Below are 20,187 nucleotides of genomic sequence, written 5' to 3' on the forward strand. Positions count from 1 at the left end.
GCGCGCCGCCGAGCGCGCGCAACCCGTCGCCCAGGCCGACTTCGTCCAGCGCCGTGTCGAACGGCTGCAGGCTCTGGACGCCAATAACGACGGCGTGGTCACGGCCGAGGAACGCCGCGCCGCCATGCAGACCCGACGCGCCGAGCGCACCGCCCAGGCGTTTGATCGGCTGGACGCCAATCGCGACGGCGTGCTGAGCCGCGAAGAGTTCCTGAACCGGCCTCAGCGCGCTGGGGCCGAACGCGCGGGACTACGGGCCAAGCGCATGGACCGTCGCGTCAACAGCCGTGCGGCCGAGCCCCTGCGCATTGAGGACGCCCGCGCTCGGGCCGCCGAGCAGTTCGCTCGGATGGACGCCGATAACGACGGCGTCGTCACCGCCCAGGAGCGCCGCGCGGCCATGACTCAGATGCGCGAGCAGCGTCGCGACAGGCGCGGTGCGCGTCCGGCGTCGCCAGCGGCGCCCGGTTCGGAGTAAGGATGATGTCGGGGACGGCGGTTTCAGCCACGTCCGCCCTTTTTCCAAGGGTCGAGGGAGGTCGCACTGGTTCGGATCGCCGACCCCGACGAGGATCTGGTGCGTCGCGCAGGGCGCGGCGACGCCGCGGCCATCCAGGCGCTGGTGGCGCGCAAGCTTCCACGCATGCTGGCGCTGGCCGGCCGAATGCTGGGCGATGCGGCCGAGGCCGAAGATGTGGCTCAGGAGGCTCTGATTCGCGCCTGGCGCCAGGCCCCGCGCTGGACACCGGGCAAGGCCAAGTTCGACACCTGGCTGCACCGGGTGGCGCTGAACCTCTGCTACGACCGCCTGCGGCGTCGTCGCGAGGTCCCGACCGAGACGCCGCCGGATCGTCCGGACGAGGGCCCGGCGCCCGACCGGGGTCTCATTGCGGCCGACACGGGCCGCAGGGTCGATGCTGCGCTCGCGGCTCTGCCGCAGCGTCAGCGCGAGGCGCTGGTTCTGTGCCATTATCAGGAACTGACCAACATCGAGGCCGCAGGCCTGATGGACGTCAGCGTCGAGGCGCTGGAAAGCCTTCTGTCGCGTGGGCGCCGCGCCCTGCGACAGGCCCTGGCCGACATCGCCCCGGGAGTTGAAGGAGACCATCGGTGACCCATGACCGGCTGGAACAGTTGATCGCCGCCTATGGCGCGGAGCCGCGCCGCTGGCCCGAAGGCGAGCGCTCCGCCGCCGAACGCCTGCTGTCGACTTCGGCCCCGGCCCGCGCCCTGCTGGCCCAGGCGCGGGCTCTGGACGAGACCCTGGACGCGTCGCCTCGCCTGACCGCCTCTCGCGCCCAGATCGACCGCGCCGTCGGCTCGGCCCTGTCGCAGGGCCTGAAGCCGCGCAATCTGCGGCGTTGGGGCTGGGGCGGCCTGGCTTGGCTGGCGGGCGCCGGCTGGGCGGCGGCGGCCTGCGCCGGCGTCGTGGCGGGCGTCGGCCTGAACGACAAGCTGACCGCCGCCGTGCGCGCCGACACGGTGCTGTATCAGGCGTCCCTGTCCACCGTGGACGACGCCGAAGTTCTGGGAACAAGCGGATGACCCCTCGCGCGCTCAAGATCGCCCTGATCGCCTCGATCGGTCTGAACCTGTTCGCCCTGGCCGTCGGCCTGGTGATCTGGGTCGGCGCGCAGCGCGCCGAAAGCCAGGCCGAGACCGAACGGCGCGGCGGGCGTCAAAGCCCCGCCATGGCCCTGATCGAACAGCTGGAGCCGGCGCAACAGGGGCCGGTGCGCCAGGCTCTGCGCGCCTCGGCCCTGGCCGCCAAGCCTGACTTCGAGGCCGCCCGCGCCGCCCGCCGCGAAGCCATCGCCCGCGCGGGCGACCCGAGCTTCGACCAGGCTGGCGTGCAGGCCCTGTTGGAAGAGTCGCGCCTGGCCGAGATGCGCGGCCGCGCGCGGCTGGAGACCGGCGCCGTTCAGGTTCTGTCGGGTCTGGATCAGGCCGACCGCGAAGCCCTGTCGCCGCTCTTGGCGCGCCATCGGAACGGCAAGAAGGCGGCGGAGACGAGTTCGCCGCCCCCGGCCGAGCCCGCGCCGGATCAGCCGGCGCGGTAGTCCGCGATCGCCTGAACCGCGCCGCGCACCTTGGCCTCGATCGCGGCCCAGTCGCCGGCCTTGATCGCGTCGTCGGTGATCAGCTTGGAGCCCATGCCGCAGGCAGTGATGCCGGCGCCGAACCATTTGGCGATGGAGGACGCGTCGGGCTCGACCCCGCCGGTCGGCATGATCTTGGCCCAGGGCATCGGCCCCTTCACCGCCTTGACGAAGTCCGCGCCGCCGACCGAGGCGCCGGGGAACAGCTTGACGATCTCGCAGCCCAGTTCATGGGCCTGGCCGATCTCAGTCACCGAGCCGCAGCCGGGGAAATAGGCGACCATGCGCCGGTTGCAGACCCGCGCCACCTCTTCGACCAGGCAGGGGCTGACCACGAAGCGCGCACCCCGGTTCAGGTACAGCGCCGCCGTGCCCGCATCGACCACTGAGCCGATGCCCAGCACGACCTGCGGATCGGTGCGGATCAGTTCGCGGTTGATCTCGCCGAACAGGTCGCAGGCGAAGTCGCCGCGATTGGTGAACTCGACCACCGGCGCGCCGCCGCGGGCGCAGGCGCGGATGACGTTCAGGCAGACCTCGGGATCGGGATGATAGAAGACCGGCGCGACGCCCTGGGTCTCGAGGGCGGTCAGGACGCTGAGGCGGTCATGGGCCATGGGAAGGTCTCCGGTCTGTTCATCCCTGACTGCGGCGCGCGGGCCAAGGCGTCAACCGATCAGGCCTTCACGCTTGATGACCGGCCAGCTTCACAAGCCGCCGCACCAGGGCGCTGTCGGCGTCGAACAGCGGGTCCAGGACGGTGAAATGATCCAGGCCGGTCAGGGCCTCGAACCGCGTCTGGACGCCGCGCGCGGCCCAGTCGGCGGCCATTTCGCGGCTCTGGCGAACGAACTCCGGGCTCTCGTCGCCGCCGACCAGGCAGTCCAGGACCGCGCCTGCCGGAACCGGCCATTGCGTGACCGACAGGGCCGAGGCCTCGGCCGCATCCAGATCGAGCGTCGTGTTCAGCGTCGTCGGGATCAGCGGCGTCAGGTCGAACACACCGGAAATCGCCACCGCCGCGCCGGCGCGCCCCTCGCTCAGCATGGCCGCGGCCATGTGCCCGCCGGCCGAGTGGCCGAAGACCAGGGGTGGCGCGCCGGCGTTCAGCCCTCGTACGGCGTCGATCGCCGCCCTGACCTGCGCAAGGATCGCGCCCAGCCGCACCGAGGGGGCCAGGTCGTAGCTCGGCACGGCCAGCCCGACGCCATGGGCCAGAAGCGCGGGCGCGACGCCCGAGAACCAGCTCTTGTCGAGCGCCTGCCAGTAGCCGCCGTGCAGGAAGACCGCCACCGGCCGCCCCTCGCCCGCCGAAAACAGGTCCATGCGCTCGCGCGGGCCGTCGCCATAGGCGATCTCGACCGGCGGATGGGCCCCGCGCGCGGCCTCGGCCAAGGCCTTCCAGCGCGCCATGACGACGGGATGATCGGGACAGCGGGCGCGATTGTTGTACTCGGCCTCGAGGTCCAGGACCGCTTCGCCCTTACCCGCCACGCCAACCTCCGCTAATCAGGGGCCACGCGAACCGGAGCCCCCGCCATGATGACCGCCATCTTCGTCTTCATCAAATGCGAGCTGGGCCACGCCAACGACGTGGCGGCGGACATGGTCGACAATGTCGAGAACGTCTCGGAGGTCTATTCGACGTCTGGTCAGTACGACCTGCTGGCCAAGTTCAACCTGTCCAAGGACGCCGACATCGGCAGCTTCGTCACCAAGGTGGTGCAGACCCGCCCGCACATCCGCGACACCTTCACCGTCATCACCTTCTCGCCCTTTCTGCCCTCGAACTAAGGGCGCCGACGTCCCTGTCGCAGCGACGTTAACCCTGCCTCCAAATCGCCTTCCACGGCGAAGCTGAACGCGAATCACGCCGACCTCGTTGAGGGGTGTGGAAGGGTGTTCAACTGATGCGGGGATGCGTGACGGATACAGTAGAGGCCCTGGTGGCCGAGTGGATCAGGACGTTCGGGGAGCCGCCCGTGGTGGCGGACGTGGAACTGATGACGGCGCTGCTCGCTGAACATCACCGGGTTCTGGAGCCTCGATCATGACGGAAAAGACTTTCAAGGCCGGCGACGCCGTGCGCTGGGACCACAGCCAGGGGACCACCAAGGGAAAGGTCGTGCGCAAGCTCACGTCCGAGACGAAAATCAAGGGACACAAGGTGGCCGCGTCCAAGGATCACCCCGAATATCTGGTGGAGAGCGACAAGACCGGCGCGCGCGCGGCTCACACGCCGCAGGAGCTGCGCAAGGCGTGAGGCGGCTGGCGGCGGCGGCTCTTTTTGCGGCCCTGGCGGGCTGCGGCCAGGCGGAGGATGCGACCGAGCGCCCGACGGGGCCTTCGGTGCCTCCTCCGGCGGCGAGCACCTTGAATTCTCCTCTGACCGAGACGCGCAAGTTCCGGGACTGGCTGGCGGTCTGTGACAACGGACGGGACTGCTTCGCCTTCGCTGGACCCGTGGACGGCGAAACCGGATGGCTCCGCATCGCCATGCCCGCTGGACCGGACGCCATGCCCAGCGTCTGGGCCGGGCTGGCCGCGTGGGAGGAGACGGCGGGCCCGCTGGTCATCGAGGTTGATGGGCGACGTTGGTCGACCGGCGTGTCGCAAGCTCAGGATGGCGGCGACCTCGGCTCTGAGGGCGTGGTCACCGAGGATGTGGGCGGCCTGATCGACGCCCTGGCCAGAAGCCGGTCGATCCGCTTGGTGGCCGGTGATCAGGCCGTGGTGCTGTCGCCTTCGGGCGGGGCGGCGGCTCTGCTCTGGCTTGACGAACGTCAGGAGCGGCTGGGCTCGACCGCGGCGCTGTTCCGCAAGGGCGAGCGCGCCGCGAGCAGCGTCCCGCCCGCGCCTGCGCTGCCGCCCGCGCCCCGGGCTTCAGGAAGTGCGGCTCCGCTGGAAGGCCGGCGCGCGCCCGCCGCCGCAGAGTTGCTGCTCAAGGTCGTGGCCTGCCGCGCCGACATGGCCGACCGCAAGGACCTGGAAATCCCGGACGAAGGGTGGCGGCTGCCCGACGGAAGGCATCTGTGGTCGGTCCCCTGTTTCGTCGGCGCCGACAATGTGGGTCAGGTCTGGACGGTGACGGATGCTGCGGGCGGCCAGTCGCGGCTCCTCAGCCTGCCGGGATCGCGCCAGCCCGCCGAGGAAACCGTCAACGGCGAGTTCGATCCGGCGACCCAGACCCTGACGGCCTTCGCCAAGGGGCGGGGCCTGGGCGATTGCGGAATCCTGTCGCGCTGGGTCTGGACCGGCGACGCCTTCGCCCTCTTGGAAGAAAGCGAAATGCGGGAATGCTGGGGCGCCCCGCCCGAGGCCTGGCCGACCACCTGGCGGACGCGCTGACCGGCTAGGCGAAGCGGCTTTCCAGCACCGCCAGCGGCATGGACCCGGCCTCCAGGACCTTGTCGTGGAAGGCGCGCAGGTCGAAGTCGGGCTTGGCCGCCTCCTGCTCGCGCAGGCGGGCGATGACGGTGTGGCCGACCTTGTAGGCGCAGGCCTGGCCGGGCCAGACGCAATATCGGTTGATCTCGCTGGTCGCCGCATCGCGCGGCTTGGCCCCCGAGGCCGCCATGTAGTCGATAGCGCGCTGACGGCTCCAGCGCTGGTCGTGCAGGCCGGTGTCGACCACCAGGCGCACCGCGCGGAACAGATAGGACATCAGGAAGCCGACGCGGCCCAGCGGATACTGGGCATAGGCGTCCAGATCGTCGGCCGCCACCGCCTCGGCGTAGAGCGCCCAGCCTTCGTTATAGGCCGAAAAGCCGCCCGCGCGGCGCCACGCCGGCAGATGCTCGGACTCGCGCTGCAGCGCCACCTGCAGGTGATGGCCCGGCGAGGCCTCGTGATAGGTCAGGGTCGGCAGGGCGAACTTGGGCCAGTTCCGCGTCGAGCGCAGGTTGATGTAGTAGGCGCCCGGCCGCGAGCCATCCAGAGGCGGTCCCTGATAGTAGCCGCCCGGCGCGCCGGCCTCGATCGACGGCGGCACGCGCCGCACCTCGACGCCTGAGCGCGGCAGGCGGCCGAACAGACGCGGCAGCAGCGGATCGAGCGCGGCGACTTGGCGGTTCAGGGATTCGATCAGCTGGACCTTGCCCTCGTCGGTGTCGGGCCACAGCTGGGCGGGGTCGTCGTTCATCGCCTGGACGCGCTCGCCGACGGTGCCTTGGGTCATGCCCTGAGCCTTCAGGATGGCGTCGATCTCGGCGGTGATCTCGGCGACCTGCTCCAGGCCCATCTGGTGGATTTCGGCGGCGGTCAGGGTGGTGGTCGTGTTCGAGCGCAGGCCCTGGGCGTAGAGGGCCTGGCCGTCGGGAAGACGCCACACCCCGGCGTCGGACGAAGCGTCGGCGCGCAGGGCCTTGAGCGCGGCGCTCTGGCGTTCCAGCGCCGGGCGCACGGCCTGGTCGACAATCGCCACGCCGCGCGCGCCATAGCCGGACAGGCCGGCGGCGGCGGACTTGCGCTCCAGCGACTGAATCAGGGCCAGCCGCTCGCCGGGCGTGGCGGCGAGCGTGTCGATCTGACCGGTGGCCAGGTCCAGGATGAAATCCGGGGGCGTCACGCCCTGGGCGGCGTCGGCCTGGATGCAGGCGGTCTCGTCGTCCAGCGCCTTGCCGAAGGCCTGCAGGCGCTCGAGGAAGGCGTCGGCGCCCGCGGCGTCCTCAACCCGGTGCTGATTGTCCAGGAAGTCCGGCACGCTGAAATAGGCGCCGCTGAGCTGTGTCACGACATAGGGGCTGCGTCCCCCCGCGCCGTAGGGGAAGCGAGCGCCGCGCGCCGCCGTCTCGGTGCGGAAGGCCGCGACCGCGTGGTTGATGCGGCCCGTTTCGCTGAGGCCCGAGGTGGGGAGGGTCTGCAGTTCGGTCCAGCGGGCGAGAGCGCGCTCGCGATCCGCCTGGCGGCCCGCGACGCTGTAGTCGCCCAGGCTTGAGGCGCGATAGGCCTTGTCGCCGCGATCCAGCCCCAGCCCGGTCGCCGAGGTCGGGTTGCGGTCCAGATCCTCGTCCAACCACTGATCCATCAGTCGATCAAGCGCGGCGTCCGCATTGTCTTGCGCCATGGACACGGCCAGAGGCGCAAAGCCGGCCGCGGCCGCGCCCGCGGCGGCCGAAAGCATGAGACGGCGACGATCGATCATTGGAAGTCCTCCACCCTGTTGGGCTTGAGGCTAGCCGTCGGGATCGCAAGGCCGCAAGGCGCGGCGGTGTCTCAGCCGGAATGGAGCTGCTGTTTGACGCGCTCGGCCAGGGTCTTGATGTCCAGCGGCTTGGGCAGGAAGGACACGCCCGCTTCATCCTGAAGCAGGTCCGAGAAGTCGCTCTCGGCATAGCCCGAGATGAACATGACCGGCGCGTCGCCCAGATAGGGCCGGGCCTTCTTCAGCAGGGCGGGTCCGTCCAGGCCGGGCATGATGACGTCGGAGATCAGCATGTCGATCTGACCGGCCCATTCCTCGGCCAGCTCTAGCGCCTCTTCGCCGTCGGCCGCCTCGATGACCTCGTAGCCGCGCTGGCGCAGCAGGCGGGCGGCGATGCCGCGCACGGCGGCTTCGTCCTCGACGAACAGGATGCGGCCGGCGCCCGACAGGTCTCGCGGCGCCTTGGCGGTCTTGACCTCGACGGGCTGCACCTCCGCCAGTTCAGCCTCGCCGGCGGCCGGCAGGAAGATGCGGAAACAGGCGCCGCCCGCTTCGGACGCCACCACATCAATGTGGCCGCCCGCCTGCTGGACGATGCCGTAGACGGTGGCCAGGCCCATGCCGGTGCCCTCGTTCACCGCCTTGGTGGTGAAGAAGGGCTCGAAAATCTTGTCCATCAGCTCGGGCGGCACGCCCGGCCCGGTGTCAGCGACCTCGATCAGGGCGACTTCGCCGTCCGGCGCCGCAGACCAGCCCTGGGCGCGGGCCTCGGCGGCCTCCAGCCGACGGGTGCGGATGGTGACCACCCCCGAGCCGGGCTCGACCACCCCGCGCATGGCGTCGCGCGCATTGACCGCCAGGTTCATGACGGCGGTTTCCAGCTGGCTCTTGTCGGCCACGACGGCGGGCAGGTCGCGGCCGTGGTCGGTCTCCAGCCGCACGTCCTCGCGCAGCAGGCGGCGCAGCAGCACGGCGAACTCGCTGACCAGCTCGGCCAGGTCCAGCCGCTCGCGCCGCACCGTGGACTTGCGAGAGAAGGCCAGCAGCTTGCGCACCAGGTCGGCGGCGCGGATGGCGGTCTGGCGGATCTCGTTCAGCCCCTCGTAGGAGGGGTCGCCGACCGGGTGGCGCTCCAGCAAGCCGCTGAGCTGCAGCTGGATGGCCGTCAGCAGATTGTTGAAGTCGTGCGCCACGCCGCCGGCCAGCTGGCCGACCGCCTGCATCTTCTGCGCCTGCGACAGCTGCAGCTCCATCGACTTCTGGGTCGAGACGTCGAACAGCCAGATGCGGCGCTTGTCGCCCTCGGGCGCCACATAGAGGTGAAGAACCCGGTCGGGCCAGGCGCGCGGCGCCAGGTCCAGCGGGCCCGACGACCCCTCGGCCAGGCGAGCGCGAGCCTCGGTCACGCCGGCGGGGTCGAACAGATGGCCGAAGGCGGCGTCGCCGGCGGCAGCCGGGCCGGTCAGCAGACCGAAGGCGGGGTTGGCCTCCTCGATCCGGCCGGCGAACAGGTCCTCGCCGCCGATGACGGCGGATCCGAACGGCGCGCCGGCGGCCATGGCGCGCGCCTCGCCGGGCGTGAAGCTGGGCGCGGCGGCGGGCTCGGCCGGGCTGATCGTCAGGGCGGTCTCGGGCGCGGCGCGGACCAGGAAGCGGCCTTCACCGGCGCGGGCCACCACCACCTCGACCTCTCGCTCGCCGATCGACACGATGGCGCGGCCGGCCTCGCCCTGACGGGCCTGGGCGAAGGCCATGTACAGCGCCTGGGCCGAGCGGCCGGGCGCGGGGCGCGGCAGGCTGGTCATGGTGCCGTTCTCGGCCGCCCAGGCAGCGTTGAAGGCCAGCACCTGACCGCCGGCCAGCACTAGGGCGGCGGGCTCGGCCAGGGCGTCCAGCAGATCGACCGAGGCGTCTCCGGACGGCGCGCGGGGCTCGGCGCGCGAGAAGCCCAGCAGCGCCATCAGGCCGACGGCTGCGGCGGCCAGGATCAGGATCAAGCCCGGCGTGGTCAGCGGTCCGGCGCGAAAGGCCGGCCAGGCCAGGGCGGCGACCGCCACGGCCAGCCCGACCGCCATCAGCAGCAGCCAGGGATCGAAGGCGGGACGACGGGTGTCGGAAGGGGCGGCGGCCATCGGACCTCGCGGGCGCGAATCAGATCGAACAGCATACGCCCGTTCGCCGTGCGACGCGCGGCGCGCTTCTCTCCGCCGGAACGAGCGGCTATCAGGCCCCATGACCCTGCCTCATTCGCTGCCCGCCCTGTCCGCCGTCGCCGGGGACTATGACATCCTGCTGTGCGACGTCTGGGGGGTGATCCACAACGGCCGCGAGAGCTGGCCGGAGGCCTGCGAGGCCCTGACGCGTTTCAATGCGGCGGGCGGCCATGTGGTGCTGATCTCCAACTCGCCGCGTCCCTCGTCCGACGTGGTGGCGCAGCTGGACGGGCTGGGCGTGCCGCGCGACAGCTGGAAGGCCTTCGTCACCTCGGGCGATGCCACGCGGGCGGAACTGGCGCGTCGCGCGCCGGGGCCGGCCTGGATCATCGGGCCCGATCGCGACTGGCCGCTGTACGAGGGCCTGGGGCTGGACCTGGCCGAGGGCGCGGGCGACGCGGCCTTCGTCTCGGTCACCGGCCCGCGCGACGATGCGACCGAAACGCCCGAGGACTATCGCGAGCGCCTGATCCCGGCGGTCGAACGCGATCTGGAGCTGATCTGCGCCAACCCCGACCGCGTCGTCCAGAAGGGCGACCGGCTGATCTATTGCGGCGGCGCGCTGGCCGACCTCTACGAGGCGCTGGGCGGCCGGGTGGTCATGGCCGGCAAGCCGTTTGGCCCGATCTATGATCTGGCGCTGAAGGAGGCGCAGGCGCTGTTGGGCCGCGCGGTCGATCGCTCGCGGGTGCTGTGCATCGGCGACGGCGTCGTGACCGATGTGCTGGGGGCCAACGCCCAGGCTCTGGACTGCCTGTTCATCGCGCAGGGGATTCACGGCGACAAGGCGCGCGGCGCGGACGGGGCCCTGGACCCGGCGCGGGCCGGCGAACTGCTGAAGGCGGAGACGGCCTACGCCCGCTACGCCGCCCTCGACCTGCGCTGGTGAGGCTCGCCATTTCGTCGCACCGAGTCTAAGGACCGCCCATGGTTGAGACAGTTCAGCAACATCCGTCGGGCGGCTACATCCTCGACGAACTCTTCGTGGGCATGACGGCCGAGAAGGTCGTGGACGTGACCGAGGACCGCATCGCGCGCTTCGCCGAGGCCTCCGACGACTTCAACCCCGTGCACATGGACGAGGCCTTTGCGTCCAAGACCGCCTATCGCGGGCGGATCGCGCATGGCCTTCTGAGCGCCTCGTTCGGCTCTGCGGTGGTGGGGACCATCCTGCCCGGCGCCGGCTCGATCTACATTTCCCAGACCCTGGCCTTTCACAAGCCGGTGCGGATCGGCGACGCAGTCGTGGCCCGCATTTCGGTGGCCTCGATCGATCCGGAAAGCGCGCGCGTGGCCCTGCGCTGCGACGGTTACGTCGACGGCGAACTCATCATGGAGGGCGAGGCCGTGGTGCGCGTGCCGCGCCGCCGCCGTCCGGCCCGCGGCTGAGGTGAGCCAGGGCGTTCAGATCGTCCGCGACTGGCGTGGGCTGGGCCCCGAGCTGAAGGGCGCGGCCGTGGCGGTCGGCGCCTTCGACGGCGTGCATCGCGGCCACCGCGCCGTGATCGCCCAGGCCGCCGAGGCTGCGCGAACCCGGGGCGCGCCGCTGGGCGTCGTCAGCTTCGATCCCCACCCGCGCCGCTGGTTCCAGCCCGAGGCCGCGCCCTTTCGCCTGATGAGCGCCGACCAGATGGCCACAGCCCTGGCGCCGTTGGGCGTGAAGCGCCTGTATCTTCTGCCTTTCGACGCCGAGATGGCGGCCATGAGCGACGCCGACTTCGCCCGGCGGGTGCTGGCCGAGGGCCTCGGGGTGGTCCACGCCGCCGTCGGCTTCGACTTCACCTTCGGCAAGGGCCGCAGCGGCTCGCCCGAGGCGCTGAAGGCCTATGGCCGCGACCTGGGGTTCACTGTCTCGGTGGCCGAGCGGATCGACGACGCCTCGGGGCTGAAACTGTCGTCCAGCGCGGTGCGCGAGGCGCTGGCGGCCGGCGACATGGACCGCGCTGCCGCCATTCTGGGGCGGCCCTTTGCCATCGCGGGCGAAGTTGTTCACGGCGACAAGCGCGGCCGCACCATCGGCGTGCCGACCGCCAATGTCCGCATGGGCAACTATATGCGCCCGGCCTATGGGGTCTATGCGACGCGCACGCGCCTGGCCGATGGCCGGTTGATCGACGGTGTCGCCAATCTGGGCGTCCGGCCGATGTTCGAAACGCCCGAACCCCTGCTGGAGGTCTGGCTGTTCGACTTCGACGAAAGCCTCTACGGCCAGGTCGTCGAGACCGAACTGGTGGCCTTCCTGCGCGGGGAACTGAAGTTCGACGGCCTGGACGCCCTCAAGGTCCAGATCGACGCCGACGCGCAAGCCGCGCGAGCGGCGCTTAGTCGACAGACGCCATCAGCTTCTCGCTGACGGAGCGGCCGCCTTCGGGCTGGACGTCCTCGATGCGCCACAGTGGGCCTTCCTTGATCAGCGACAGGGTCTGGGCGCGCGTTTCGCCGCCCTGGGTGAAGGCGACCTGGGCGCGGGCGGTGGTCGGCTGTTCGTCGGCGATGCTGACCGACTGAAGCGCCACGTCGGTCGAACCCGGCGGGCACTGGCAGATCGGGTCGACCGACAGGATGCGGCGCTGGCGGCTGTCCAGACCGATCAAGGCGTTCATCGTGCGGGAATACAGCGGGTCGCGACCGGCGGGCAGCGGCGCCTCGGGGTGCGCATACGAGGCGTAGAGAGCCCGCACAAAGGCCTCGGGCGTGCCCCGAGCCGCCTCGTACACCGCCTCGCGGCCGGTCAGCGCCGGCGTGGCCTCGGCGGTCAGCGCCGGCTCGGCGTTCTGAGCCGGTTCGGAACAGGCGCAGGCGAGGGCGGCGAAAGCAATGACGGCGGCGCGGCGCATGGCGGTCTCCTGAACGTGCAGCGCTGACTATCTGCAAGCGCAAGACAGGCCGCAAGGCTGGCGCGGGCGGGCGGCCCCTGCTATCGCCCATCCATCATGACCGCGCGCGTCCATCGCCTGATTTCGATTAGCCGCCCGGCGTAGCGCCGCAGGGCCCAAGGCCTCGCGCTCGCCGGGTTGCCGCCAGACGGCGGACCTTCAAACCAAGCGCACGATCCCCTTGCCCGAGACCGAATTCATGGCCGACGCCCAGACCCCCGATGCTCCCACCGGTCGCGATTACCGCGAGACCGTCTTCCTGCCCGAGACGCCGTTCCCGATGCGCGGCGGCCTTCCCAAGAAGGAGCCGGAGATCATCGACCAGTGGGGCGACCTGTACGGCCGCCTGCGCCGTCTGCGTCAGTCGCAGGGCGCCGAACTATTCGTGCTGCACGACGGCCCGCCCTACGCCAACGGCGACATCCACATCGGTCACGCCCTGAACAAGACGCTCAAGGACTTCGTCGTCCGCAGCCAGTTCCTGCTGGGCAAGGACGTCGATTATGTGCCCGGCTGGGACTGCCATGGCCTGCCGATCGAGTGGAAGATCGAGGAGAAGTTCCGCAGCCAGGGCAAGCGCAAGGACGAGGTATCCAAGGCCGCCTTCCGCGCCGCCTGCCGTGAGTACGCCGCCGGCTGGATCGACGTGCAGCGCGACCAGTTCAAGCGCCTGGGCGTGCTGGGCGACTGGGACAACCGCTACGCCACCATGGACTTCGGCACCGAGGCGGCCATCGTCGCCGAGTTCCACAAGTTCAAGAACTCGGGCCAGCTGTATCGCGGCTCCAAGCCGGTGATGTGGAGCCCGGTGGAACGCACCGCCCTGGCCGACGCCGAGGTGGAGTATCACGACCACGTCTCACCCACGATCTGGGTCAAGTTCCCCATCATCGGCGCTTCGGACAGCCATCCGGACGACCTGCTCGCCTTCCGCCATTCGACCCCGTCGGTGGTGATCTGGACCACCACGCCCTGGACCATCCCGGCCAACCGCGCGATCTCCTACGGCCCCGACATCGACTACGGCCTGTATGAGGTCACGGCCATGGAAGACGGGCTGGAGTTCGAGCCCTGGGCCAAGCCGGGCGACCGCTTCATCATCGCCGACAAGCTGGCCGCCGATGTGCTGAAGGCCGCCAAGGTCAGCGCCTTCGACCGCGTGGACGCCATCGACCCGTCGGGGCTGGAGTGCGCCCATCCGCTGGCGGCGCTGGACCCGGGCTACGGCTTCTCCGTGCCGCTCTTGGCCGGCGATCACGTCACCGACGACGCCGGCACGGGCTTTGTGCACACCGCGCCCGGCCACGGCGCCGACGACTTCGAGGTGTGGAAGGCCCACGGCCATCGCGAGGTGCCCGACACGGTCGATCCGGACGGCGCCTATTATGAGCACGTCCCGCTGTTCGCCGGCCTCAAGGTGCTGGAGACCGAGGGCAAGAAGACCGGCAAATTCGGCCCCGCCAACGGCGCGGTTATGGAAAAGCTGATCGAGGCCGGCAATCTGCTGGCGCGCGGGCGGATGGAACACTCCTATCCGCACAGCTGGCGCTCCAAGGCCCCGATCATCTTCAGGAACACGCCCCAGTGGTTCATCCGCATGGACGAGCCGTTGAAGTCGGGCGAGACGCTGCGCGAGACGGCCCTGACCGCCATCGACGCCACCGCCTTCCACCCGGCGGCGGGCAAGAACCGCATCCGCTCGATGGTCGAGGGCCGCCCCGACTGGCTGATCAGCCGCCAGCGCGCCTGGGGCACGCCGCTGGCCATGTTCGTCGACCGCCAGACCGGCCAGCCGCTGCATGACGACGAAGTCGACGCCCGCATCCTGAAGGCCGTGTCCGAGGGCGGCGCCGACGCCTGGTTCGAGACGCCTGACGGCGACTTCCTGGGCAGCCACGATCCGGCTCGATACGAAAAGGTCGAGGACATCCTGGACGTCTGGTTCGACAGCGGCTGCACCCACGCCTTCACCCTGGAGGCGCGCGACCCGGCGCATGGCTACAGCGGCGACCGCCCGTCGCACTGGCCGGCGAACCTGTATCTGGAAGGGTCCGACCAGCATCGCGGCTGGTTCCAGTCCAACCTGCTGGAAGGCTCGGGCACCCGTGGCCGCGCCCCCTATGAGGCCGTGCTGACCCACGGCTTCACCCAGGACGAGAACGGGGAGAAGATGTCCAAGTCGCGGGGCAATACGACCGACCCCGCGGTGGTCATCAGGGAGAGTGGCGCCGACATCCTGCGCCTGTGGGTCGCCTTGGTGGACTACGCCGAGGACCAGCGGATCGGAAAACAGATCCTGCAGACCACGGTCGACGCCTATCGCAAGCTGAGGAACACGGTCCGCTATCTGCTGGGCGCCCTGGCCGACTTCGACGAGGCCGAACGCCTGCCGCTGGACCAGATGCCGCCGCTGGAGCGCTTCATCCTGCACCGCCTGTGGGAGCTGGATGGCCAGGTGCGCCAGGCCTACCGCGACTATCGCTTCCAGGACGTGGTGCGGCCGGTGCTGGAGTTCTGCTCGGGCGACCTATCGGCGCTGTATTTCGACATCCGCAAGGACAGCCTCTACTGCGACCGCCCCGACGCGATCCGCAGGCGCGCCGCCCGCACGGTGATGGACGCGGTGTTCGAACGCCTGACCGCCTGGCTGTCGCCCCTGACCCCCTTCACCATGGAAGAGGCCTGGACGACGCGCTTCCCCGAGGGTGGGAGCAACTGCGACCGGGTGATCCCGGAGACGCCGGGCGACTGGCGCAACGAGGCCGAGGCAGAGCGGTGGGCGAAGGTCTGGAAGGTGCGAGAAGCGGTAAACGCGCAGCTCGAGTATGAGCGCGGTTTCAAGCGTATCGGGTCGAGCCTGGACGCGACCGTGCGCGTGTACTTGGACCCGAGTGTCGAAGGCTATCTGGAAGCATTCGACGGGCTTGATCCGGCGGAGGTCTTCATCGTCAGCGAGGCTAGCGTTTCATCAGGGCCGGCTTCTGAGAAAGCCATTCAAGACGACGATTACGCCCACATTGAAACTGCGGTAACGGCCTCAAGCCTCCCCAAGTGCGCCCGCTCGTGGCGCCGGGTGCCGGACGTGGGATCGGACCCTGCATATCCCGAGTTGTCGGCGCGCGACGCCGATGCGGTCAGGGCCTGGGATGCGGCGCAGGGCTAACGCGCATGAGCCCTCCCCCTCGAGGGGGGAGGGTTGGGTGGGGGTGTGGGCACAGTCGTCAATGTCCTGCCTACACCCCCATCCCCGGCCCTTCCCCTCTCGAGGGGGAAGGGAGGCGTGATCGGCTTCAAGCTCTGGCCTGGCCGGCTGTCCACCAGCGAACAGACCTCGCTCGTCGCCGAGGTGCTGGCCGCCGTCGAGCACGCCCCGTGGGTTCAGCCGGTCACGCCCGGCGGCAAGCCCTTCTCGGTGCAGCAGACCAGTCTCGGTCCGCTGGGTTGGGTGTCGGACCGGGGCGGCTATCGCTATCAGGCGACGCATCCCGAGACCGGCCGCCCCTGGCCGCCCATGCCGGCCCGGCTTATTGACCTCTGGACCGAACTGACCGGCTGGGCCCAGCCGCCGGACGCCTGTCTGCTGAACCTGTATCGCGGCCCGGCCAAGATGGGGCTGCATCAGGACAGGGACGAGGGCGACCTTGATGCGCCGGTGCTGTCGATCTCGCTGGGCGATACGGCCGTGTTCCGCATCGGCCCGGCCGAGGGCGGGCGGACGACGAGCGTTCGGCTGGCGTCGGGCGACGTCTGCGCCCTGACTGGCCCCACGCGGCTGGCGCGCCATGGTGTGGACCGGGTGCTGGCGGGCTCGTCGAGCCTGGTCCCGGGCGGCGGCCGGCTGAACCTGACCCTGCGTCGCGCGGCCTGACGCCCGACATCGTGACTCGACCGGCCGCCCCCGCCGGGCCAAGGTCCGCGCCTCACCCTTTGCGACGAGGCGTTTCATGACCATGCTGACCCGACCCGAAGGCTCCGAACCCGCAGATTTCAACCTCAGCCGCCGGTCGCTGGGCCTCGCGGCGGCGATCTTCGCCGGCTATGCGCCCGCCGCCCTGGCGCAGGAGGCGCAGCCCGTCACGACCGACACCGACGGTCTGACGACCGAGACGGTCAGCGTCCAGGCGCCCGACGGCTTCGACCTGCCGGTCTATGTGGCGCGGCCGGCGGGCGAGGGACCGTATCCGGTGGTGCTGGTGGCGTCTGAGATCTTCGGCCTGCACGCCTATATCCAGGATGTGTGCCGCCGCCTGGCCAAGGCCGGCTACGCCGCCATCGCCCCGGCGTTCTTCGTGCGCGCCGCCGACCCGGCCCCGCTCAGCGACATGCAGGAGATCCAGCGCATCGTGGCCCAGGCGGGCTACGAGCAGGTGATGGGCGATATCTCCGCCAGCCTGGAGTGGGCCAGTCGCCACGCGTGGGCCAACGATCAGCGCATCGGCATCACCGGCTTCTGCTGGGGCGGCAAGGTGGTGTGGCAGGCCGCGGCCCGCTTCGCCAACATCCGCGCGGGAGTCGCCTGGTACGGCCGCCTGGCCCCCGCCGCGAACGCCACCGAGCAACAGCGCGAGGCCGGCAAGCCGTGGCCCGTCGACATCGCCGCCGATCTCAAGGCGCCGGTGCTCGGCCTGTACGGCGAGGCCGACCAGGGCATTCCGCTGGACACGGTCGAGGCCATGCGCGCCGCCCTGCAACGCGCGGACAAGACCGACAGCGAGATCGTGGTCTATCCGGCCGCCCCGCACGGTTTCCACGCCGACTATCGGGCGAGTTACCGCGCGGCGGACGCTCAGGATGGTTGGACCAAGCTGCTGGCCCTGTTCGAGGCCAGACTGAAAGCTTGATGGAAGGGCGGCGTCAGTCCCAGCGGGTCGAGACGCCGCCGCCTTCGTCCCATTCGCCGCCCGCGTCGAAGGCGTCGTCGAAGGTCAGCAGGCGATCCAGGATGATGCCGGCCACGGCCCCGGCGACCGCCACGCCGATCAGGGTTGCCAGGCTGGCGACGCCGACCTTTTCACTGCGGGTCAGGCGGCGGCGGCCCGAGGCGTCGATGACGCGGTCGCGGCGGCGGGTCAGGCGAGAGCGGGCCATCAGGCGGCCATCCGCTCGCGGGCGACCTTCTTGCACTTGGCCGCCGCGCGTTCGCGCTTCAGGCGCGACAGGTGGTCGATGAACAGCACGCCGTTCAGATGGTCCATCTCGTGCTGGATGCAGACGGCGTAGAGACCCTCGGCCTCCTCCTCGATCGTCTCGCCCTGATAGTTCAGATAGCGGATGCGCACGCGAGCCGGCCGCTCGACCTTGTCGAAGTACTCGGGGATCGACAGGCAGCCTTCCTCGTAGGTGAACATCTCGTCCGACGACCACAGGATCTCGGGATTGACGAAGTGTCGCGGATTGCGGCGCGCCTCGGCGTCCTCTTCCTCGGTCTCTTCGACGCCAGGCTTGTCGCCCAGATCCATGACGATGACGCGCTTCAGCTCGCCGATCTGCACGGCGGCCAGGCCGATGCCGGGCGCGTCGTACATGGTGTCCAGCATGTCGTCCATGAGGGTGCGGACGGCGTCGTCGACGCCCTCCACCGGCTTGGACACCTGCTTCAGGATCGCCAGGTCGGCGGCGTTGTCGATGGTGAGGATGCGTTGGACGGCCATGACCGCGAGGTAGGACGACGAACCGGCGGGGTCAAGATTTCCCAGCGTCGCGCTGGGTTAATCCTGGGCCGGGGGCAGAAGGCGCGGGCGGCGTTCGTCGTCGATCGCGACGTAGGTGAAGACCCCCTCGGTGACGCGCACGAGTTCCGAGCCCGTCTGGTTGCGCGACCGCTTCCAGGCCTCGACATGCACACGGATCGAGGTGCGGCCCCGCTTGACCACGCGGGCGTAGGTGGAAACCTCGTCGCCGACCGACACCGGCTGGTGGAACACCATGCCGTCCAGGGCGATGGTCACGCAGCGGCCTTCCGCGAGTTCGAACGCCGGCGTGGCGCCCGCCAGGTCCATCTGGGCCAGCAGCCAGCCGCCGAAGATGTCGCCCTCGGGGTTGGTGTCGGCGGGCATGGCGATGACGCGCCCGACCAGCTGGCCTTCGGGATCGGAGGAGATGGGCTCGGTCATGGCTCGGGATCGGACTTCGACGACGGGGAGGGGAGGGCCGCCTTCTTGCGCGCACGGGCTGGCTTGTCGACCGCTGTCAGGGTCAGGGAGGTATCCGGCAGCAGCGCCTGCGCATGCGTCATGTCACGCCACAGCGCCCCCAACCTAAGCGCCGCCGACAGTGTCTCGGCCGGCGCGGCGCCGCGCCGGGCGCGCAGCCAGGCGCAGCCGGACAGGGCGGCGGACGCCTGAACCAACTCGGGGATGTTCGAATCCCCTGCGCCCAGGTCGTTGCGGGCGGCGAACCGCCAGCCCGCCTCGCGCGGGTGCTCCAGCGCCAGGGCGAATTTCTGATCGGGCGTCAGCCGCTCGGCCAGGAACACCCAGCCGTCTTCGCCGGGCCCGCGGCGGTAGTCGCCCGGCGTGGTCGGCAGACCATGGCGCGCATAGATCGACAGTGCGGCCTGCTCGATCTCGGCCAGCAAGCCGTCCAGGGCGTCAGCCTCGACGGTGGGGCGGTCGCCCGCGGCCTCGAACGGGTCGCTGTCCGGTTCTTCCAGACGAGGCCGCGAGAACAGCCGTGACAGCCAGCCGGCCACCGTCGTCTATCGGCTCAGCGTGCTGGTGACCGAGATGTCGTAGATCACGCGGGTGAAGCTCTGCACGAACTCGAAGAAGGTGCGGGCCTCGGCCGCGCCGGCGCGCGAAACATAGACCACGTCGTCCGGTTCGATCTCGAAGTTTGAGGCGACGAAGAAGCCCCCGCCCTCGGCCAGGTTCAGGCGATAGACGATCGGCACGCCGCGCGGGGTCGGGGCCTGGGTCACGCCAAGGGCGCGGGCGACCTCGGGCCGCTCGAAACGGAAGACCAGAACCGAACGGGCGTTGGCCTGCTGGGCGTTCAATCCGCCGACGCGGCCCAGCGCCGTGGCCAGGGTGACCTCGCCGGCGCCCATCTCGGTTTCGCGGATGGAGTTGAGCGCCCCGAAGGTCGAGAAGCGGCGCGGCTGATAGCGCAGATTGACCTGGTCTCCGGGGCGAAGCCGCACATTCTCATCGAACTGAGTGGTCACCGCCGACAGGGGGGCGGTGAAGGTCTCGCCCTGGCGCTGGACGGCCACCACGACGTCCTCGATGGGGCGCGAAGGCCCGCCGGCGGCGGCGATAACGTCCAAGATGCGGTCAGAGTTCACCGACAGGGGACGCCGGCCGGGCTGACGCACTTCGCCCAGCACGGTGACGGCGCTGGACACCCTATCCGCGACCGACACGACCACCTGAGGATTGGCCACGCGGCCGATCAGGGCGCGACGGATGGCGTCGGCGGCCTGGCCTGAGCTGAGGCCCTGGACGCTGATCTGGCCGGCGAAGGGAATGGCCACACGTCCTTGGCGATCGACGGTGATGGGGGGCAGGGACTGAGTGCCGGCCTGGATTCGCGTCTGGCTGCCCCCGCCGCCGAACAGGGTTCCCGACGGCTCAAAGATGGACACGGCCAGGGTGTCGCCGACACCGATCAGATCGGTCGGCGCGTCGCTGTCGGCCTGGGCCAGGGTGCCCAGGAACTGGACCGGCACAGCCTTGATGATTTCCGACGCCGTGTAGTCGAGCGGAACTATGGCGTAGGAGCCCTGCGCCTCCGGCGTCGTGGCGCCGTCGTCGATCGCCCGGCCGGACGGTCCGTCGCGCGGCAGGGTCGAGCAGCCGGCCAGGACGGCCGTGATGGCGAGCAGGCAGATGGTGGAGCGCATCATGAGTGCGGCG

24 protein-coding genes are annotated in these 20,187 nt (G+C 70.4%); 14 read left to right on the forward strand and 10 right to left on the reverse strand.

The genetic code is table 11. The features are described from left to right. From ACK4I0_RS02660 to ACK4I0_RS02675, 4 genes are all read left to right on the forward strand, one after another. The coding region (locus ACK4I0_RS02660; protein WP_409607724.1) for an EF-hand domain-containing protein at nt 1–478 on the forward strand (478 nt) is incomplete at its 5' end. Between the two features lie 66 nt (nt 479–544). Continuing rightward, complete coding sequence (locus tag ACK4I0_RS02665; RefSeq protein ID WP_409608089.1) at nt 545–1,114, forward strand: RNA polymerase sigma factor; 570 nt, start codon at nt 545–547, stop codon at nt 1,112–1,114. Next, nucleotides 1,111–1,545, forward strand: coding sequence for a hypothetical protein (locus ACK4I0_RS02670; protein WP_409607726.1), 435 nt, complete (start codon nt 1,111–1,113; stop codon nt 1,543–1,545). Before ACK4I0_RS02665 ends, ACK4I0_RS02670 begins: the two co-directional genes overlap by 4 nt. Further along, complete coding sequence (locus ACK4I0_RS02675; protein WP_409607728.1) at nt 1,542–2,060, forward strand: periplasmic heavy metal sensor; 519 nt, start codon at nt 1,542–1,544, stop codon at nt 2,058–2,060. The genes ACK4I0_RS02670 and ACK4I0_RS02675 overlap by 4 nt, the downstream gene beginning before the upstream one ends. Here ACK4I0_RS02675 and ACK4I0_RS02680 read toward each other — a convergent pair. Then, complete coding sequence (locus ACK4I0_RS02680; RefSeq protein WP_409607730.1) at nt 2,045–2,716, reverse strand: bifunctional 4-hydroxy-2-oxoglutarate aldolase/2-dehydro-3-deoxy-phosphogluconate aldolase; 672 nt, start codon at nt 2,714–2,716, stop codon at nt 2,045–2,047. The genes ACK4I0_RS02675 and ACK4I0_RS02680 overlap by 16 nt on opposite strands. A 67-nt stretch (nt 2,717–2,783) precedes the next feature. Beyond that, the gene (locus ACK4I0_RS02685) at nt 2,784–3,593 is read right to left on the reverse strand and encodes an alpha/beta hydrolase (RefSeq protein WP_409607732.1); all 810 of its coding nucleotides are present in this window, start codon (nt 3,591–3,593) and stop codon (nt 2,784–2,786) included. Nucleotides 3,594–3,638: 45 nt separating this feature from the next. On the opposite strand from ACK4I0_RS02685, the gene ACK4I0_RS02690 reads away from it, so the two are divergent. The 4 genes from ACK4I0_RS02690 (at nt 3,639) to ACK4I0_RS02705 (ending at nt 5,447) form a co-directional block, all read left to right on the forward strand. Next, nucleotides 3,639–3,893, forward strand: a complete 255-nt coding sequence (locus ACK4I0_RS02690; RefSeq protein WP_409607734.1) for an Lrp/AsnC ligand binding domain-containing protein — start codon at nt 3,639–3,641, stop codon at nt 3,891–3,893. Nucleotides 3,894–4,021: 128 nt separating this feature from the next. Further along, entirely contained in the window at nt 4,022–4,153 is a 132-nt protein-coding gene (locus tag ACK4I0_RS02695; protein ID WP_409607736.1) for a hypothetical protein, read from the forward strand. Beyond that, nucleotides 4,150–4,362 carry a DUF2945 domain-containing protein gene (locus ACK4I0_RS02700; protein WP_409607738.1) on the forward strand — a complete coding sequence of 71 codons (213 nt, stop codon included), beginning with the start codon at nt 4,150–4,152 and terminating at the stop codon, nt 4,360–4,362. The genes ACK4I0_RS02695 and ACK4I0_RS02700 overlap by 4 nt, the downstream gene beginning before the upstream one ends. 110 nt (nt 4,363–4,472) lie before the next feature. After that, complete coding sequence (locus tag ACK4I0_RS02705) at nt 4,473–5,447, forward strand: DUF1176 domain-containing protein (RefSeq protein WP_409607740.1); 975 nt, start codon at nt 4,473–4,475, stop codon at nt 5,445–5,447. Between the two features lie 4 nt (nt 5,448–5,451). Here the strand turns inward: ACK4I0_RS02705 and ACK4I0_RS02710 are convergent, their stop codons facing one another. Together ACK4I0_RS02710 and cckA are read right to left on the reverse strand one after the other, a co-directional pair. Then, complete coding sequence (locus ACK4I0_RS02710; protein ID WP_409607742.1) at nt 5,452–7,242, reverse strand: DUF885 domain-containing protein; 1,791 nt, start codon at nt 7,240–7,242, stop codon at nt 5,452–5,454. Between the two features lie 71 nt (nt 7,243–7,313). Then, nucleotides 7,314–9,374 carry a cell cycle histidine kinase CckA gene (gene cckA, locus ACK4I0_RS02715; RefSeq protein WP_409607744.1) on the reverse strand — a complete coding sequence of 687 codons (2,061 nt, stop codon included), beginning with the start codon at nt 9,372–9,374 and terminating at the stop codon, nt 7,314–7,316. Nucleotides 9,375–9,474: 100 nt separating this feature from the next. Between cckA and ACK4I0_RS02720 the strand changes: the two genes are divergently transcribed. Genes ACK4I0_RS02720 through ACK4I0_RS02730 form a run of 3 tightly spaced genes read left to right on the forward strand, consistent with a single transcriptional unit; the run spans nt 9,475 to nt 11,808 of the window. Continuing rightward, nucleotides 9,475–10,344, forward strand: a complete 870-nt coding sequence (locus ACK4I0_RS02720) for a TIGR01459 family HAD-type hydrolase (RefSeq protein ID WP_409607746.1) — start codon at nt 9,475–9,477, stop codon at nt 10,342–10,344. Between the two features lie 38 nt (nt 10,345–10,382). Beyond that, a complete protein-coding gene (locus ACK4I0_RS02725) occupies nt 10,383–10,844 on the forward strand; it encodes a MaoC family dehydratase (RefSeq protein ID WP_409607748.1) in 462 nt (153 codons plus the stop codon). A 1-nt stretch (nt 10,845) separates the two neighbouring features. Continuing rightward, on the forward strand, nt 10,846–11,808 hold the full coding sequence (locus tag ACK4I0_RS02730) for a bifunctional riboflavin kinase/FAD synthetase (RefSeq protein WP_409607750.1): 963 nt from the start codon (nt 10,846–10,848) through the stop codon (nt 11,806–11,808). On the opposite strand, the gene ACK4I0_RS02735 is transcribed toward ACK4I0_RS02730, so the two are convergent. Next, nucleotides 11,777–12,292 carry a DUF3828 domain-containing protein gene (locus tag ACK4I0_RS02735; RefSeq protein WP_409607752.1) on the reverse strand — a complete coding sequence of 172 codons (516 nt, stop codon included), beginning with the start codon at nt 12,290–12,292 and terminating at the stop codon, nt 11,777–11,779. The genes ACK4I0_RS02730 and ACK4I0_RS02735 overlap by 32 nt on opposite strands. A gap of 238 nt (nt 12,293–12,530) precedes the next feature. On the opposite strand from ACK4I0_RS02735, the gene ileS reads away from it, so the two are divergent. From ileS to ACK4I0_RS02750, 3 genes are all read left to right on the forward strand, one after another. After that, a complete protein-coding gene (gene ileS / locus ACK4I0_RS02740; protein WP_409607754.1) occupies nt 12,531–15,494 on the forward strand; it encodes an isoleucine--tRNA ligase in 2,964 nt (987 codons plus the stop codon). Between the two features lie 117 nt (nt 15,495–15,611). Beyond that, nucleotides 15,612–16,199 carry an alpha-ketoglutarate-dependent dioxygenase AlkB gene (locus ACK4I0_RS02745; RefSeq protein ID WP_409607756.1) on the forward strand — a complete coding sequence of 196 codons (588 nt, stop codon included), beginning with the start codon at nt 15,612–15,614 and terminating at the stop codon, nt 16,197–16,199. A 76-nt stretch (nt 16,200–16,275) separates the two neighbouring features. Then, nucleotides 16,276–17,172, forward strand: a complete 897-nt coding sequence (locus tag ACK4I0_RS02750; RefSeq protein ID WP_409607758.1) for a dienelactone hydrolase family protein — start codon at nt 16,276–16,278, stop codon at nt 17,170–17,172. Nucleotides 17,173–17,185: 13 nt separating this feature from the next. On the opposite strand, the gene ACK4I0_RS02755 is transcribed toward ACK4I0_RS02750, so the two are convergent. The 5 genes from ACK4I0_RS02755 to ACK4I0_RS02775 are packed head-to-tail and all read right to left on the reverse strand — an operon-like array spanning nt 17,186 to nt 20,177. Beyond that, on the reverse strand, nt 17,186–17,419 hold the full coding sequence (locus ACK4I0_RS02755; protein ID WP_409607760.1) for a hypothetical protein: 234 nt from the start codon (nt 17,417–17,419) through the stop codon (nt 17,186–17,188). Beyond that, entirely contained in the window at nt 17,419–17,982 is a 564-nt protein-coding gene (gene def / locus ACK4I0_RS02760; protein WP_409607762.1) for a peptide deformylase, read from the reverse strand. The genes ACK4I0_RS02755 and def overlap by 1 nt, the downstream gene beginning before the upstream one ends. A gap of 57 nt (nt 17,983–18,039) precedes the next feature. Continuing rightward, nucleotides 18,040–18,444, reverse strand: a complete 405-nt coding sequence (locus tag ACK4I0_RS02765; RefSeq protein ID WP_409607764.1) for an acyl-CoA thioesterase — start codon at nt 18,442–18,444, stop codon at nt 18,040–18,042. Continuing rightward, entirely contained in the window at nt 18,441–19,022 is a 582-nt protein-coding gene (locus ACK4I0_RS02770) for a hypothetical protein (protein WP_409607766.1), read from the reverse strand. Before ACK4I0_RS02770 ends, ACK4I0_RS02765 begins: the two co-directional genes overlap by 4 nt. A gap of 6 nt (nt 19,023–19,028) precedes the next feature. Further along, nucleotides 19,029–20,177 carry a polysaccharide biosynthesis/export family protein gene (locus tag ACK4I0_RS02775; RefSeq protein WP_409607768.1) on the reverse strand — a complete coding sequence of 383 codons (1,149 nt, stop codon included), beginning with the start codon at nt 20,175–20,177 and terminating at the stop codon, nt 19,029–19,031. Between the last annotated feature and the right edge of the window lie 10 nt (nt 20,178–20,187).

Source organism: Brevundimonas sp., from assembly GCF_046295775.1.
Lineage (GTDB): Bacteria > Pseudomonadota > Alphaproteobacteria > Caulobacterales > Caulobacteraceae > Brevundimonas.